Raw genomic sequence first — 15383 nt, forward strand, 5'->3', positions numbered from 1 at the left:
GACTGGCAAGTTCGCTTCTTCGTAGGCGAACCCTTCACACGGTTTGCGCCTATCATTGCTTCCTTCTCAAACAAAGAAAGGAAGTTCTACATATGGAAAAAGTTTACGAAATTCAACGTATTAAACAAGTGATTCAGGAGGTAGAAGGAGGAGAACACTACATCGTTCGCTCCCCTGAAGATGGCGCGAAGATTGCTGCTCAATTTATTGGAGATGACGATTGTGAAGCTGTCCATCGTTGTCATGTTGGAAGTTTGAATGCAAGTATCGTTTCGCCAAGAGAGGTGTTCAAGTCAGCCATCCTGAATAACTGCGCATCGATCATTGTCAGTTACGCATCCTTCCCAAAATGTTCTTCCCTCGAATGAAGATATTGAAGTCATCAGAAGATTGGTGGAAGCAGGTAAAATTCTAGGAATCGAGGTACTGGATCACCTGATTGTGAATGCTGGTGCTAAATATTACAACTTGAAAGAAAAAGGTAGAATGTAAGATTCGAGGGAGAGGGAGTTTCTCCCTCTTCTTTTCTTTTCCTTTTTTTTTCTGTGAGTTCGTCTTGTTTGTGGGCATCGAGCCTCAACAAGACGGCTGCATGTATGCTGCGCATGGATGCAGCATGCATAACAATAAAAAGTTTGTTTTAATGGTACTGTTCAAGAATCTCATTTCAATTAATTTTAAAGGAGACTTTAAAATCGAAAAATATTCCGGATCAATTTTCTAACACTCATGAAGATAAAATATTGTTGAATTATTAGTGAATTTTCAATTAAACCGACAAACATTTTACAAATGCTTATATATAATGGGGTTAAGGTGATGTTTTTTGTCCAAAAAGGTTTTCCTATATTTATTAATAGGGGAGATGTTAATAATGGATTTTTATGAAAAGTTACCTACTGGTTTTTTAATTGCTTTTTATGATGAAATCATGAAAAACATTGAAAAAGGATTATTAACGAAAAATATGTATTTTGAATTAGGTTTACTGATTACAGTTGCTAGTCAAAGGGGTATTACATTAGAGCAACCATGCGATTTTGAACAAATTGTTGATCTAAAGGTTCTGGATGATTTCATTCAATTAACGCAAAATGCCACGTAATTAAGGACGTAACCATCTTGTGACTTTAACTACCATCAAAGAAAAATAAAAAAAATTCCCATATTCATCATGTGACAATACAGGAGTTTTAATCAAATATTTTTATATTGTGTATTTTTACTTACTTGATACATCGTGATGAGATCGTCTAATTTCTGACTGCATCGAAGGGTTTCATTGCTTTTTAAGCCGGTTGCTTTTGCAATTTGGATCAATTCTTCTCTTAATTGATTGATTCGATCTTCTAATTTCTCGATCTCGCTAACCATCATCCATTCCCCTATTTTTCTTTAACTGTTTAATTCGATAAAATCGATTTTCTACGCAATTATTATTATGCGAAAAATTTCACACAATTGGAATACATATGACAAAACAACCTAAAAAGTTACAAAAAATGAAGAACTAAGGACTAAAAAGAAGGAAACGAGAGCCCTTTTTAGTTGGTACTTGTCGGTTTCTAGCGGTTTCCACCTGCGAAAATACTGCCTGTAAGTCTAGTTGCTGTTTAGCGATTTATGTCATTCTATTTCGTGCTTTCAAGTGATTATGCAATGCCAATGCTGAATATTTCAGCATGAAATCAGAAGGTAAAATGTAGATTCAAAGGGGAGGGAACCCTCTTCTTTGTTTTTTTTATATTTTGTATGGTTTCCTCTTATTTAGGGCATCGATATCCCAATAAGACGGCTGCATCTATGCTGCGCATGAATACAGCTTAAAAAACTGTTTCAATGTTGACTATGGAAAGCAACTAAAATGGAAGAAAAGACTGATGACACTTTTACCTTTAATTAAGAAAAAATTACAAATCAACATACATCAATCGAAGAAAGAAAAGAGTTCATAAGGAAATCATGTAGGAAAGAAAAAGTAATAGGCTAACTGTACTTTTCTGTGGAGGGGAAAAATGATATTCAAGGCAAAAGAAATAGCAGAAGTGGGAAATCATATTCTTTTTAAGAAAGCAATCAAAGGGATTGTTGAGAAGGTAAATGAAAATTCAGTCATTGTGAATATAACCGAAAATAAGACGGAATTGAAATTTGAAGGAAATAGAACCGTTGTGGCACATAAAAATTACAAGATTTTGGTTGTGCATGATGTGAATGAAAACGTCATATATACTCAATTTTAAATGAATGGATTCCTTTTTTGGACAATAATGCGGTTTTTCCAGAGAAGATAAAGGGAGGATTTTGCCCATTTAAATTAACAGTAAATATATAACTATAAGAAAATTTTTCTGAAAATTCAATTTAAATTTGAAAATGTAAGCGTTTTCTATTATAATAAATAGTGGGTTGGATGGCATGCGTGGCCGTCAGCGTATCTGGCGTAGGTGGGGCCGATACTAGGGACAGATGTAGATTGTCCTTATAATAAAATACTTAAATGTTCGTTAAATATGTGGAAAATGGGTGAAGGAGAATAATAAGAAAAACTTCAAATCAATAATACGTACTGGATCGATTAAATCGCTATCCAGTTTTTTATTGGGAATTAATACTTCGATATTTCGAAACGACTTTTACGACACCGTTCATTCTTCTAAAATTTTAAGATATGATTGGGCAACGCTTGAAATGCTTACCCTCTAATTGTCGATCATAATTGTTACGTTTGCACTCGTCCATATAACAGCCCTTCTCAGCTTAAGCGCAGCTGGAAGGGCTAAATGTTTTAACTAGCGGAAACACTGAAAACTGTTCACCGTTACATTCGTGGTATTTCATTCATTTTTTCGTTTTGTTCCATTTGATTTAATTCACTCCTTGTGTATCTATTGGAGAAAAATAACACTAGGATGAAAAAAATCAAGCAACCACCCATTACCAACAAGAAATATTGCAACCCTAAAACGAGAACTGAAAACTCCATTCAAATCCCCCTCGTATAATGACTTGTCTTCTATGTATTTCTATGAATCTGAAAAAATCCCTTCTATTAAAGCGCAATAATGTAAAGGTTTGACCTTTTTATGGTAAGTATTTATTTGACCATTACATTGGTTAAGGAAAAGAAATCAAGATTGATGGTGGAGCTCAGTTCATCCTGAATTTGAATTTTTTTCTTTAGAGGATCAATTTTTGTTACAAATCCAAAGCGTGAAGTAAAAAAGCCGTTTGTCCATGTGGTAATTTCTAATAGCTTTTTGGTGGCCATGCCTTCAAATAATAGCCGTTCCATCTCTTCAATTTTTGTTTCATCGAGATGTGGCCTAGGAGTTTTATGATCATCCTCCCAAAGATCCTTCAACATTTTTATGGTTTCAGGCATGAAAAAGCCATTCCATTTCTTCATACCACGATCTTTATGATCTTTATTCATTAAAAATTACCCTCTCTATATATTGTAGGAACATTCGTTCCTGTTATTCAAGGAGTATGTTACAAAATTTTAGATATTCCTACATCCCCCTACAGATTTTTACCAGTCAGGCAGCCTTAAGGCTGCGATTTTTCTTCAGAAATAAGGACTTTATCATCTTAAGGTTAAAAGCATACAGAACGACTTGGGCGTCAGCACTACGGACTGATCAGAAAGGAAAGAGCATCATTCTATCATTCCGTACGTGTCGCTTCGGCATTAAATGGACCGATAACCACGGTCTGTACGGCTAACGCCTACATTCCTGTTCGCTTTACGGCTTACGCCGCCATACCGAACGAGCCGAAAACCGGAAAATCAAAAGATTGAAAGATCAAAAGAATAAAAGACAAAAGGAAAGTAGCCGAAACGGCTGCTTTTATTGTTTATTTTTCCCATTTGCCTTCCGAATCGTACCACGCAAGCATTCTAACCTTCCAGCCGGTAGGACACCTGAACCTTTCCTGCTAGAAGCTAAGAAGGCTAGTCAATCAGTCAAGGGGTAAAAAACTTTTATGCTAAGGGCGCTTTCGCAACAGCAAAAAACTTTTTTTGCTAAGAGCACATTGCAAAAGAGAAAAATCATCCACTAAATTTCGACATTGAGAGTTTTTTACAAATAATTCGCAAAATCATGAAAAAGATTGTCTTCCCTTTTGGAATAAATCCTGCGGGCTAGAGCAGCAACAATGTTCTTAGCCTAAGAGAGGAGATCCCTCACCTGCAACCAGCACATTTTTAACCGAAATTAACCAGCAACCAACATTTACACTAATTTACATTTAATAAACACCCTGATTAACCTTTTATTTACGCTCAAAAGTCCTCATTTTGAACTTTTGTTATTATCAAGCACAAAATCAAGTAGAAAACCGGCGTAATCCGAGGATATTCAAAGATCGTCCGTTAATTAATTCGAATAAAAAACGCTGAATATGACCCTTTTTGTCGTGTGAAATATATATCCAATAAATGGTATACAGAAGGTTTTTATTCATACCATGTTGAATTATTATCACGAATTAAAAAACTGAGGGGGAGAATTGGAGAATGAGAATACCAAAGAAGATAATAGGCGTATGCGGGGCTTTAGGGTTATTGTTTGGGGGAACAACAACATTTGCCCAGATTTCCGAGAATGCACTAGCAGCTGTCAAGAATGAAAAAAAAGTGACAGGCCATATGCAGGAACCTGTATTGCAAATTGACAGCAGCGCAGTCAAAAAAAGGAAAATTATTTCATATTTTGAAAGTGCTACACCTAAAAGGTATAAAGAGAATGAGGTTATTGTAAAATTTAAAAATAATTACTCTAAGAATAATTTAGGGGCCTTGAGCACTACTTTAGGTTTAACAAATGCCAAAGTATTGAATAAAGAAGGAACACATGTAATAAAATTCTCCAAAAATAAGAAAATGGCAGAGGTATTACAGCAATTGAATGCTTCTCCTAATGTTGAATATGCAGAGCCAAACTATGTATATAAACCGACTGCGGTTACAGATCCTCTGTATAGCGAACTATGGGGACTTAAGAATACTGGACAGGAAATATTGGGACAAGTTGGTAAAAAGGGGATTGATATAAATGTAGAAGCTGCATGGGCTAAAACAAAAGGCAGTTCCTCTGTAGTGATTGGTGTGATTGATACAGGAATTGATATTAATCACCCGGATTTAAAAGATAACATTTGGGTTAACACTAGTGAAATTCCTAACGATGGGATCGATAATGATAAAAATGGATACGTTGACGACGTAAACGGCTGGAATTTCTATGATAAAAATAATAAATTGTTCATTCGAGGAGAGGAAGACTTCCACGGCACTCATGTTGCCGGAACCATTGCGGCAAAAGCAAATGACATTGGAGTGATCGGGATTGCTCCAAATGTAAAAATTATGCCTCTCAAATTTATTGGTCCATGGGGAGGGTACGAAGCGGATGCGATCGCTGCTATTGAATATGCAAAATCAAAAGGGGTAAAGATTTTGAATAACTCATGGGGCGGAGGAGAAAACGCACAAGCATTAAAGGATGCTATTAAAAACTCAGGCGCCTTATTTATAGCTGCAGCAGGCAATGATGGAATGAACGCTGACACATCTCCAATGTATCCGGCTGCTTATGATCTGCCTAATATTCTTTCTGTTGCTGCTCTTAACAATACAGGAAATCTATCATTTTTCTCTAACTTTGGAGCGAAAAGTGTAGATGTAGCCGCTCCAGGTGAAGGTATACTAAGTACATTCCCTATTCTGGACAGTGACTATTCTAATGCTTATGAATATCTTGATGGAACATCCATGGCCACCCCTCATGCAACGGGAGTAGCAGCATTAGTAAAAAGCGTAAACTCAACCTACACTCCTGCTCAAATAAAGGATGCCATTATGAGAACGACTACAAAGCTGTCTTCCTTAACAGGAAAAGTCGCTACTGGAGGACTGGTGAATGCAGGGAAAGCAATTAATTTCGAGGCGGATTCTGATATTCCTGGCATTGCTTGGAAAGGGGAAAGTATCAGTACCACACTTGATGCAAGTAAAGATAAAAATGATGTGTATTCTATTAAACTATTAAAAGGTGAAAAGTTAAAGGCTGTACTAACGGGTGATGCCGGTACGGACTTTGATTTATATTTGTATAATGACACTGCAACGACTGTAAATTCCAGCAACGGCATTGCAGCACATTCAGAAACGGCAAATACATCCAATGAATCCTTTACTTTTATAGCTCCTAAAACAGGCACATATTATTTAAATGCCTACGCCTATAGCGGAGCAGGAAAATACACTCTTTCTGTGACAGAAGGCATCGGAGCCGGAACGTATGAAAACACGAGTCCGTATTTCGGATATGAAGGAACATGGAATAAAATATCCGATGGAAGTGCATCAGCAAGCTCCTACACAAGTACTAACCAAACCAGCTCTGTGAAAATTGTGTTTAACGGTACAGGAGTATCCTACAAAGCTATTAAAAATGACAAACAAGGAATTGTAAAAGTGACATTGGACGGAAAATCAGCCAATTATAGCTTGTATGCAGCTACTCCTAAGTATAAGCAAGAAATCCTCAATAAAACTGGACTACCTGCAGGTAAGCATGTATTAACGATCCAATGGACTGGTCAGGCAGATCCTGTTGCCCGTAAAACTTCTACGGAAGTAAATGTTGATTCTATCTCCGTTCTAAAATAGTTGTTTTATATACGCCCTTAGCTTCATCCATAATAAAGGATAAAGCTAAGGGTTTCTATCATAAATTGTTTTTTCATTAATCTTCGACAATGGGGCGCTTTAATGAAGTTAAGTATATGTTTAAAATATATTGCCATAAACGACATTTTTTAACTGCCAAAAACAAAAATAAGTCAATATAAATCAGCCCACTATCTCTGTAGAAATAATGGGCCTACTCATTTACATATATTAGATTTCTTAAGCGGAAAGGATGTTTTTCTTATGTCTTAATTGAAGGACAAAAAATAATAGAGTACCAGCATTTAACACAAATCCAAACATGGCTAACATTAGTGCATGGCTCCATACATCATGCAGATCATTTCCAATCGAGATAAGATCCCTAAATCCTTTTATCGCGTACGTCATTGGAAGGAATGCATGTATATGTTGATAAAATGGGGGTGCTAAAGCTATAGGGAATGTACCTGAGCTGCCGCCAATTTGCAATAAGAGTAAAATGAATCCAAGAATCTGTCCTATTTTTCCGAAAATGGTACAGAGCATTTGTACCAAAGATAGGAAAGTAAGACTCGTCAAAATGGTAAATAGATATAAGCCCCATGCATGTTTAACTTCTAGGCCCATGCCTTGGATAAGTATAGTTACTGCTAGAATTGATTGAACCAACCCAACCACAATCACTACACTGTGCTTACTGAGGAACCAAGAAGCCCCGGATGTTGGTTCTAACGGTGTTTCTCTAAGTTGATAACTAGAAGAAAAAATTAATGCACTAGCCATTAAGCCTATAGCCAAAATATAAGGAATGAAGCCAGCTCCATAATCATTTACCTCACTGATTTTGTGAGATTCCAACTTTGTTGGATTAGAAAACATGTCGTAATTTTTATCATTCAATTTCAGTTCATTCGTTTTTGTAGTACCGGATTGTAATGAAGAAAGTAATTGACCTGTTCCGTCAGATAGATGAGAAGCACCCTTATATATTGATGAGGAACCATCTGCAAGTTTTTGAGAGTTATCACTTAATTGATTGGCACCAGAGTTAAGTTTTTCAATCCCTTTTGCAAATTGATTGCTTGCATTGTCCATTTTTAAAATACTGTCGGAAACAGCGCTGGTTCCATCCGTTAATTTGTTAGCACCACTATGTGCTTCGGCTAACATTTTGTTAAATGTCCCTAGATTTGAACTAAAGGTATGTTGCCCTTCAGCCAAGTTTTTAGCGCCTTCATACATCGATAGTTGTCCTTTTGCAAACTGATCAAGTTGACTCTGCACTTGCTGTGAACCTTGTAAAACGGTTGACAGCATAGACTCGAATTCAGTGATTCCTTGTTCTAAATCAACCGGCGCTCCTGCAGTGGTAGGAGACATGAAATGACCCAAATTCGAAAGCAACTGTTGTTTCTCTTGCTCAGAAAGACTTTTGCTTTTAATAATAAGCTCTTTTTGTTCTTTAACTAGTCGGTTCTGCTCTTGAAGGATTTGTTGTAAGGAGTTTAGTTGACTAATTATTTCAGGCTGTTTTTCATTTACATCCTCCAACGCAATCAATAGTGGATCGATTTTTCCTTGAAATCCAATAGTACCCTGGTATGCCTGCTGTAAGTTTCTTTTAAGATCGTTTGATCCTTGTTCTAATTCTTTAGAACCTTTGACAAGATTTTCTCCATTTTTGTTAAGGTCACCTAAGCCATTCTCTAAATGATCCATACCACTAGTAAGTGTTTGAACCCCGTTAGACAGTTTACCAATTTCCGTTTGAAATTGTTGAGTTCCATTGTATATCCTTTGTGTGCCGTCTTTAAATAAGACGGTACCAGCAGCAAAACTCTGCAAATAGTCTTGTAGGGTTTTGGAGGCATTTGTAATTTTGTTGGCAGCCTGGTCTATTTTATTCGCTCCATCAGTTGCTTTTTGTAAATTTTCGTCTATTTTATTTATACGTTTAAATAATGTGACTGCATATTGTTTTGTGATAGAATTTGATATTTTCTCATTGATTTTACTAATTCCAGAGGTTGCTATCTTTGATGCAGTATAGTTTTTCCCTGGATTTGTGTAATATCTCAACCCCATTTTACTAGGATGTTGTTCTAACAAGGTAGATCCATTTTTAGAGAAATCATTTGGAATTTCGACTACCATGTAAAAATCTTCATTTTTTAATCCTTTAAACGCTTCTTTACTATTAGTAAATTTCCATTTAAACGAGTGGTTCTGTTTCAAATCATGGACCAAATCTTTTCCCAACTGCAAATTCTGCCCAGCAAATGTTGATCCCAGATCTTTATTTACTACGGCAATTGGAAGGTCCCCAGTTTTAGAATAAGGATTTCTAAAAGCGGAAAGAAAAATACTGCTATAGAGCAACGGTACAAAAAGAATGGCTATCAATGTTAATCCAGTTTTGCGATGGCTGAAAATATTTCTCCACTCGCCCTTTATCATATTCAACTATATTATCCCCCATTGTTTCCAGGTACCAATTGTTTTTTGTAGGACCCTTATTTCATAGGCTAATTTTACTATAAAAAGTCCTTGGGTGTTAGATACTTCATTTTTCCATTTTGAATACTTTTTATATTGACCCAATTCACCTTCTGGAAACGATTAGCACACGTTTTTTAAAATCTAGGTTGAAAACATACAGAACGACTTTAGGCGGCCGCACTACGGACTGATCAGAAAGGAAAACGCATCCTTTCTGTCATTCCGTACGTGTCGCTTCGGCATTAAATGGACCGATAACTACGGTCTGTACGGCTCATGCCTACATTCCGTAGGTTCCTGTTCCCTTTACGGCTTACACCGCCATACCGAACGAGCCGAAAACCGGAAAATCAAAAGATTGAAAGATCAAAAGAATAAAAGATAAAAGGAAAGCAGCCGAAACGGCTGCTTCAGATTGTAGACAAAAGGCATTCGAATGAGCCCATTCGGATGCCTTTTTATTGGATTTTTGCTCATAAGAGCAAAATTTAGACCTACCTTTGACTATTATTACGCCAATTCTGGACCTTTCCACGTCCAGCTGGCCATCTTTTTCAAGTTCATGGCAGCAAAAGTAAGCATCGCTTGCATGGACAATTTTTTTAAGCCTCTTAAGGTTGTCCAACGCATACCATGCTTTTCCTTAGCATCCGCAAAGACCCGTTCAATCGTTTCTTTACGTCTTGCGTAAATGCTTTTATTTTCTTGTGTGTGACGAAGATGATCGGCTTCTTCTATGTAATGTTCCCAAACATGTCGCTCAATCAATTTTTTATGTTCTTTACTCTGCGTGCATTCTGAAAGTAAAGGACAATTTTGGCACTCAAACGGATTAGAGAAGTATTGACGCTTTCCATTCTTCGTCGTCGTTGCATATTTCAGTATTTGTCCTTGCGGACAGATATAACAATCGTAGTATTCATCATAAATATACTCATGTTTTTTCATATAACCGTCCTTCGTACGAGGTCGTGTATATGGTAATGCAGGAGTCATATCATTTTCAATTACGAATTGAGCAATAGCAGGTGTTTTGTATCCAGCATCAGCAGCAACAGCTTCAGGTTTCCCGTGTTTTTCAATGACCTTCTCAAGTAGTGGCTCGAAAATGACGCTATCATGGATATTCCCCGGGGTTACAATTGCACCCAAAACAAAACCATTTCGATCCGAAGCCGCATGAAATGAATATGCGAACTGTTTCGTTCGCTCATCCTTTACGTAATAACCACTTTCTGGGTCAGTGGTACTTTCTTTAATTTCCTTTAATTCTTCTTTTTCAAATTTATCTGGAGGAAATGGCTTTTTTCCGTGATCATCCCGGTCTTTATTAATCTCTTCTTGTAGACGTGTTTCATAAACCTTCGATTCCTTTCGAACTACTTTCTTTTCAAATTTACGCTTATTTGCACTAGCTTTAACATGTGTAGAATCAATAAATACGTGCTCGCTACTAATCAATTTCTTTTCTGAGGCTTCCTTTAAAATACGATAGAATATCTGTTCAAATAAATCAGTATCCTTAAAGCGTCGCTCGTAGTTTTTACCAAACGTTGAAAAGTGAGGTACCTTATCATAAAAACCAAAGCCGAGAAACCAACGATATGCCATATTCGTTTCGATTTCTGCAATGGTTTGACGCATAGAGCGAATACCGAAGGTATATTGAATGAAAGCCATCTTTATCAATACCACAGGGTCAATACTCGGACGTCCCCGTTCAGATGAGTACATATCTTGAACAAGTGAATAGATAAATGAAAAATCAATAGCAGCTTCTATCTTACGAACCAAGTGGTTCGCGGGTACAACTTGTTCTAAAGCTATCATTTCTATTTGATCACGATTCATCTGTGTATTTTTAGTTAGCATTTCATCCACCTCATCTATATGTCTGTATCTTAATTATACAAAGGACTGATTTAAAGGTCATTATTGATTTTAAAACTTGTTGATTGGAGCGGAAGGCGCGAAGACTCCTGCGGGAGTACGGAGCAGGGGAGACCCCGCAGGCGCTTAAGCGCCGAGGAGGCTCCCCGCTACGCCCGCGGAAAGCGAAGCGCCTGGAGCGCAAATCAACAAACAATTTAACAAAGACATAAAAAAGACTGCCGGCAAACCCAAGTTTTTCGGATTTGTCGACAGTCTGAAGCAGCCGAAACGGCTGCTTTTCTTGTTTATTTTTCCCTTTTGCCTTCCGAATCGTAAAACAGCGCAAGCTTTCTAACCTTCCAGCCGGCAGGACACCCGAACCTTACCGGCTAGAAGCTAAGAAACCTAGTCAATCGGTCAAGGGGCAAAAAACTTTTTTGCTTAAGGGCGCTTTCGCAACAGCAAAAAACTTTTTGTGCGAAGAGCACCCTTGACCCATTGTCTATGCGTGTTTTTCGTTCTACTTGCAAAAGGGGAAAAATCATCCCCCTTTGGGGAACTTACTCGCTTCGCAAGTCAAAAGGGAAAGAATTCATTAGGCAAACATCAAAAGTCTAAAAATCATTAGCAAATCAAAGGAGGAAAAACAAGATGGCAAAAAGCGTGTATGAAATCATTACAGAAAAAATCATCGGAAAATTAGAAAAGGGCGTTGTACCGTGGCGCCAACCATGGACCAATTCAAATGCGGTCAATTGGAAAACACAAAAGCCATACCGGGGAATCAATATTTTCCTAGTGGAACCAGGGGAATATGCTTCCAAAAAACAGATTTTAGATGCGGGTGGACGAATTAAAAAAGAGGAACTAAAAAATTCCCATATTATTGTCTATTGGCTTTGGAAAGAGAAGGAGGACGAAGAAACAAAGAAGAAAAAGACGTTTGCCAAACCTTTCTATTATCGAGTTTGGGAAATTAATAAACAGTGTACCGGCTTAGAAAGTAAAAGAAGGATTGAAACCTTTGATCATGACCCCATCGAAAAAGCGGAGGAAATTTTTAAAGGATATATCAACGCACCAGACTACACGTTTCAATCGGGTAAGGCAGTCTATTACCCGAAATGGGATAGAATTAATTGCCCACCGATCAAAGATTATAAGGTTCCGGAGGAATTTTATTGCACTTTATTTCACGAAATGGCACACAGCACCGGACATCAAAGCCGTTTAGCGCGCCCAGGTATTATGACTGAAGGTGTTGCATTCGGAGATGAGATTTATTCGAAAGAGGAATTAGTCGCTGAAATGGGTGCGGCGATGTTGTGCGGAATGGCTGGAATTGATAACAGCACTTTAGAAAATAGCGCTAGTTATATCGACTCATGGCTAAGAGCTTTGAAAAAAGAAAGCCGTTTAGTTTTACAAGCAGCTGCTCAAGCACAGAAAGCAGCCGATTATATTTTAGGAGAAACAAAGGCACATTCGATAGACGAAAACTAAAAGGAAATAGTCACTCATTAAATCACAAGCACAAATTTCACCGGCTGACAGTTCAGCCGGTGAAAGGATAAAACGAACAGGTTGAACTAAATCCATAGTATGCTAATAAAAGGAGTGAAACCAATATGAAGGTTTTTCGAGTAATTTATTTTGCAAAAGGCTTACAAAGAGTATCAATTGTAGTGGCTAAAAGCAAAGAACAAGCAAAAAAACTGGTTTCTAAAGACTTTAATAGGAAAGATCATTACGAATTAAATCGTATCCAAGAATGTGAACTGACTACGGAAAATATTATTCATACCGAAGTGATAGAAATTGTTTGATACAAATTACTAATAACCCAGATGCCCTAGATTCCTTATCATTTTAACCATATAAGAGAACAATATCCGGCTATATTCTAGCCGGTGAAGCTCACGGATGGAGGAAAAAAACAATGGTTTTTTCCTTGATGAAAGCAGGCACCGGGCCTGCTTGACGGTTGCTATAGCAACCTTAAACCTTTGAAAGTTTATTCTAGGAAAAGAAGATGTTTGACAGCAGGCTGAGCTTAATAACCTTTAAAATTAAGAGACGAATGTATTCACCCTGGTGCACCTGTTCATAAACCGTTTGGAACAATGGATTTCTCATGGGTGGAAAGTTTAAATACAGGCTTAAAAGGAGAGATCAGAAATGAAAACTTGTCCATATTGCGGTAGCAAAATCGAAAAAATAAATCATGAGTATTACTATTGTGATTTTTGTTGTATGCAGCTTGATGCAAGGATTGTTAAAGAAAATCATGAACGCCTAGACGTTCGATTTCGTGATTTTGCTTTTGCTTCCTATATTGATAAGACCACACCGGAAATTATGACATTATCAACCTTTGAGCTCCTGTATTTACTTAAAATGATCCGGAAAGAGCGTAATGACATGTATCATCATATGCATGTATTTCGCAGGGCTAGTGAGGCTGGAAGTAACAATTACAAAGAAGCTGAAAAAGATTCAGGCCGCGATTATCTATATTTCACGAAAAAGACATTTGTTGTGGAAAATATCATTCGGACCCGTTTAGGGTATGTACCGCAACGAATCTCGGAAAGTTATCTGGTAAAGTATTTGCAAAACATCAAAAACGATAAAAAAACCGGTCCTATGATTATTCGGACACAGCGGAAGGAGTTAAATAAAGAAGCCTTAATTGAGAACAAATCTAAATAAAAATAATGTAGGAAAAGTATCTTATAAAACTTTGTTATAACTTCCTAATAGGGAGTTTTTTTATGAGCATTATGTCAATTTTGTAGCGAAATTTAAATAAATTAACAAATTGCAATTGCATGGCCGAATCTATTGTAGATGACATTAATATTAATAATTTCCAGGAGCGTGTTTATACTAAGACTTTTCGTAAAGTAATATAATAGTCACGAAGGGGGAAGTAAACATGATGACATATGATGAAATTGAAATAGGGAAGTTGTTGAGATTAGAGAAAACACATAAATATGAACCGGGTTATATTGTTCAAGTTATCGGTAAATCAGTTGAAAACATCAACGGATTTGAAGCACAATTTATAGTGATAGAAGATCCGGAACGCCCGAATAGATTAATTAGAAAGTCGCCTTGTCTCTTCTATCCATATTTTGAACATACTGATGCAACTTCTCAATTAAAAGAATTCGATCCTCATACTAAGATGACCTATTAATTAGACATGCCACTATGTTAATAATGGTAATTTTTTTTGTCAAAAACGAAAACAGAAATATAGAAGGAAATAAAATGGAAGTATTGAGATTTTTATTATGCAGTTGTGGTATTATTTAAGAAATATTCCATTTGAGGCTGAGTTTTTAAATTAACAGTCCAAGTGAAATATTATTCAGTAAAAATATGTTGCACTGGAGCATCAGAAATGTTATCATTTAAAAATTGCCTCAAAAAAACATATCAATTGAAACTTGAAATATTTAAAAGTAAGTAATTTTTAGTTGATGTTGTTAAAAATGTATGATATAATATTTTTTGTCGCTTTTTAAATAGATGATTTTGTTCTTTGAAAACTAAACAAACAAAAAACGTCAACAAACAATAATATTCATTTCTTACGAAATGAAGTCAACGTAACATTTATGAGCTAAATCAACTTTCATGGAGAGTTTGATCCTGGCTCAGGACGAACGCTGGCGGCGTGCCTAATACATGCAAGTCGAGCGAATCAATAGGAGCTTGCTCCTGTTGGTTAGCGGCGGACGGGTGAGTAACACGTGGGCAACCTGCCTGTAAGACTGGGATAACACCGGGAAACCGGTGCTAATACCGGATAATCCTTTTCCTCTCATGAGGAAAAGCTGAAAGTCGGTTTCGGCTGACACTTACAGATGGGCCCGCGGCGCATTAGCTAGTTGGTGAGGTAACGGCTCACCAAGGCGACGATGCGTAGCCGACCTGAGAGGGTGATCGGCCACACTGGGACTGAGACACGGCCCAGACTCCTACGGGAGGCAGCAGTAGGGAATCTTCCACAATGGACGAAAGTCTGATGGAGCAACGCCGCGTGAGCGATGAAGGCCTTCGGGTTGTAAAGCTCTGTTGTTAGGGAAGAACAAGTACCGGAGTAACTGCCGGTACCTTGACGGTACCTAACCAGAAAGCCACGGCTAACTACGTGCCAGCAGCCGCGGTAATACGTAGGTGGCAAGCGTTGTCCGGAATTATTGGGCGTAAAGCGCGCGCAGGCGGTCCTTTAAGTCTGATGTGAAAGCCCACGGCTCAACCGTGGAGGGTCATTGGAAACTGGGGGACTTGAGTGCAGAAGAGGAAAGCGGAA

Annotated in this window: 14 protein-coding genes and 1 rRNA gene (1 of these 15 only partly in view); 10 read left to right on the forward strand and 5 right to left on the reverse strand. The window is 37.5% G+C overall.

Going from position 1 to position 15383, the window contains the following annotated elements:
* The first annotated feature begins 92 nt into the window (after window positions 1–92).
* The 3 genes from CCK98_RS33425 (at window position 93) to CCK98_RS33430 (ending at window position 1105) form a co-directional block, all read left to right on the forward strand.
* Window positions 93–368, forward strand: coding sequence for a JAB domain-containing protein (locus CCK98_RS33425; RefSeq protein WP_179196070.1), 276 nt, complete (start codon window positions 93–95; stop codon window positions 366–368).
* Between the two features lie 25 nt (window positions 369–393).
* Entirely contained in the window at window positions 394–492 is a 99-nt protein-coding gene (locus CCK98_RS37165) for a JAB domain-containing protein (RefSeq protein ID WP_373408559.1), read from the forward strand.
* A 382-nt stretch (window positions 493–874) separates the two neighbouring features.
* On the forward strand, window positions 875–1105 hold the full coding sequence (locus CCK98_RS33430) for a hypothetical protein (RefSeq protein ID WP_088090877.1): 231 nt from the start codon (window positions 875–877) through the stop codon (window positions 1103–1105).
* Between the two features lie 92 nt (window positions 1106–1197).
* Here CCK98_RS33430 and CCK98_RS33435 read toward each other — a convergent pair whose 3' ends face one another.
* Window positions 1198–1377 carry an aspartyl-phosphate phosphatase Spo0E family protein gene (locus CCK98_RS33435; protein WP_088090878.1) on the reverse strand — a complete coding sequence of 60 codons (180 nt, stop codon included), beginning with the start codon at window positions 1375–1377 and terminating at the stop codon, window positions 1198–1200.
* 638 nt (window positions 1378–2015) lie between these two features.
* Between CCK98_RS33435 and CCK98_RS33440 the strand changes: the two genes are divergently transcribed.
* On the forward strand, window positions 2016–2243 hold the full coding sequence (locus CCK98_RS33440) for a DUF2187 family protein (RefSeq protein ID WP_088090879.1): 228 nt from the start codon (window positions 2016–2018) through the stop codon (window positions 2241–2243).
* Window positions 2244–2821: 578 nt separating this feature from the next.
* Here the strand turns inward: CCK98_RS33440 and CCK98_RS35890 are convergent.
* Together CCK98_RS35890 and CCK98_RS33445 are read right to left on the reverse strand one after the other, a co-directional pair.
* Entirely contained in the window at window positions 2822–2986 is a 165-nt protein-coding gene (locus tag CCK98_RS35890) for a hypothetical protein (RefSeq protein WP_179196072.1), read from the reverse strand.
* Window positions 2987–3097: 111 nt separating this feature from the next.
* The gene (locus tag CCK98_RS33445; protein ID WP_088090880.1) at window positions 3098–3436 is read right to left on the reverse strand and encodes a YolD-like family protein; all 339 of its coding nucleotides are present in this window, start codon (window positions 3434–3436) and stop codon (window positions 3098–3100) included.
* A 1089-nt stretch (window positions 3437–4525) separates the two neighbouring features.
* Here CCK98_RS33445 and CCK98_RS33450 point away from each other — a divergent pair.
* Window positions 4526–6682 (forward strand): S8 family serine peptidase, encoded by a 2157-nt coding sequence (locus CCK98_RS33450; protein WP_088090881.1) that lies wholly within the window; start codon window positions 4526–4528, stop codon window positions 6680–6682.
* A gap of 240 nt (window positions 6683–6922) precedes the next feature.
* Here the strand turns inward: CCK98_RS33450 and CCK98_RS33455 are convergent, their stop codons facing one another.
* On the reverse strand, window positions 6923–9142 hold the full coding sequence (locus CCK98_RS33455) for a YhgE/Pip domain-containing protein (RefSeq protein ID WP_256942647.1): 2220 nt from the start codon (window positions 9140–9142) through the stop codon (window positions 6923–6925).
* Window positions 9143–9694: 552 nt separating this feature from the next.
* Window positions 9695–11056, reverse strand: a complete 1362-nt coding sequence (locus CCK98_RS33460; RefSeq protein ID WP_088085959.1) for an IS1182 family transposase — start codon at window positions 11054–11056, stop codon at window positions 9695–9697.
* Between the two features lie 651 nt (window positions 11057–11707).
* Between CCK98_RS33460 and CCK98_RS33465 the strand changes: the two genes are divergently transcribed.
* From CCK98_RS33465 to CCK98_RS33485, 5 genes are all read left to right on the forward strand, one after another.
* Window positions 11708–12559, forward strand: coding sequence for an ArdC family protein (locus tag CCK98_RS33465; RefSeq protein WP_088090883.1), 852 nt, complete (start codon window positions 11708–11710; stop codon window positions 12557–12559).
* A gap of 125 nt (window positions 12560–12684) precedes the next feature.
* Window positions 12685–12882, forward strand: a complete 198-nt coding sequence (locus CCK98_RS33470) for a hypothetical protein (RefSeq protein ID WP_088090884.1) — start codon at window positions 12685–12687, stop codon at window positions 12880–12882.
* Between the two features lie 352 nt (window positions 12883–13234).
* A complete protein-coding gene (locus CCK98_RS33475; RefSeq protein ID WP_088090885.1) occupies window positions 13235–13768 on the forward strand; it encodes a hypothetical protein in 534 nt (177 codons plus the stop codon).
* Window positions 13769–13994: 226 nt separating this feature from the next.
* Entirely contained in the window at window positions 13995–14261 is a 267-nt protein-coding gene (locus tag CCK98_RS33480) for a hypothetical protein (RefSeq protein WP_088090886.1), read from the forward strand.
* A 440-nt stretch (window positions 14262–14701) separates the two neighbouring features.
* Window positions 14702–15383, forward strand: a 16S ribosomal RNA gene (locus tag CCK98_RS33485) (it continues 868 nt past the right edge of the window).

It is taken from the genome of Bacillus sp. OV166 (genome assembly GCF_900177675.1).
Taxonomy (GTDB): Bacteria; Bacillota; Bacilli; order Bacillales; family Cytobacillaceae; genus Neobacillus.

Excerpts from the sequence above, each read along its gene's own strand:
- CCK98_RS33425 (WP_179196070.1), top strand. The coding sequence starts at position 93 with ATGGAAAAAGTTTACGAAATTCAACGTATTAAACAAGTGATTCAGGAG.
- CCK98_RS33430 (WP_088090877.1), top strand. The coding sequence starts at position 875 with ATGGATTTTTATGAAAAGTTACCTACTGGTTTTTTAATTGCTTTTTAT.
- CCK98_RS33435 (WP_088090878.1), bottom strand. The coding sequence starts at position 1,377 with ATGATGGTTAGCGAGATCGAGAAATTAGAAGATCGAATCAATCAATTA.
- CCK98_RS33440 (WP_088090879.1), top strand. The coding sequence starts at position 2,016 with ATGATATTCAAGGCAAAAGAAATAGCAGAAGTGGGAAATCATATTCTT.
- CCK98_RS35890 (WP_179196072.1), bottom strand. The coding sequence starts at position 2,986 with ATGGAGTTTTCAGTTCTCGTTTTAGGGTTGCAATATTTCTTGTTGGTA.
- CCK98_RS33445 (WP_088090880.1), bottom strand. The coding sequence starts at position 3,436 with ATGAATAAAGATCATAAAGATCGTGGTATGAAGAAATGGAATGGCTTT.
- CCK98_RS33450 (WP_088090881.1), top strand. The coding sequence starts at position 4,526 with ATGAGAATACCAAAGAAGATAATAGGCGTATGCGGGGCTTTAGGGTTA.
- CCK98_RS33455 (WP_256942647.1), bottom strand. The coding sequence starts at position 9,142 with ATGATAAAGGGCGAGTGGAGAAATATTTTCAGCCATCGCAAAACTGGA.
- CCK98_RS33460 (WP_088085959.1), bottom strand. The coding sequence starts at position 11,056 with ATGCTAACTAAAAATACACAGATGAATCGTGATCAAATAGAAATGATA.
- CCK98_RS33465 (WP_088090883.1), top strand. The coding sequence starts at position 11,708 with ATGGCAAAAAGCGTGTATGAAATCATTACAGAAAAAATCATCGGAAAA.
- CCK98_RS33470 (WP_088090884.1), top strand. The coding sequence starts at position 12,685 with ATGAAGGTTTTTCGAGTAATTTATTTTGCAAAAGGCTTACAAAGAGTA.
- CCK98_RS33475 (WP_088090885.1), top strand. The coding sequence starts at position 13,235 with ATGAAAACTTGTCCATATTGCGGTAGCAAAATCGAAAAAATAAATCAT.
- CCK98_RS33480 (WP_088090886.1), top strand. The coding sequence starts at position 13,995 with ATGATGACATATGATGAAATTGAAATAGGGAAGTTGTTGAGATTAGAG.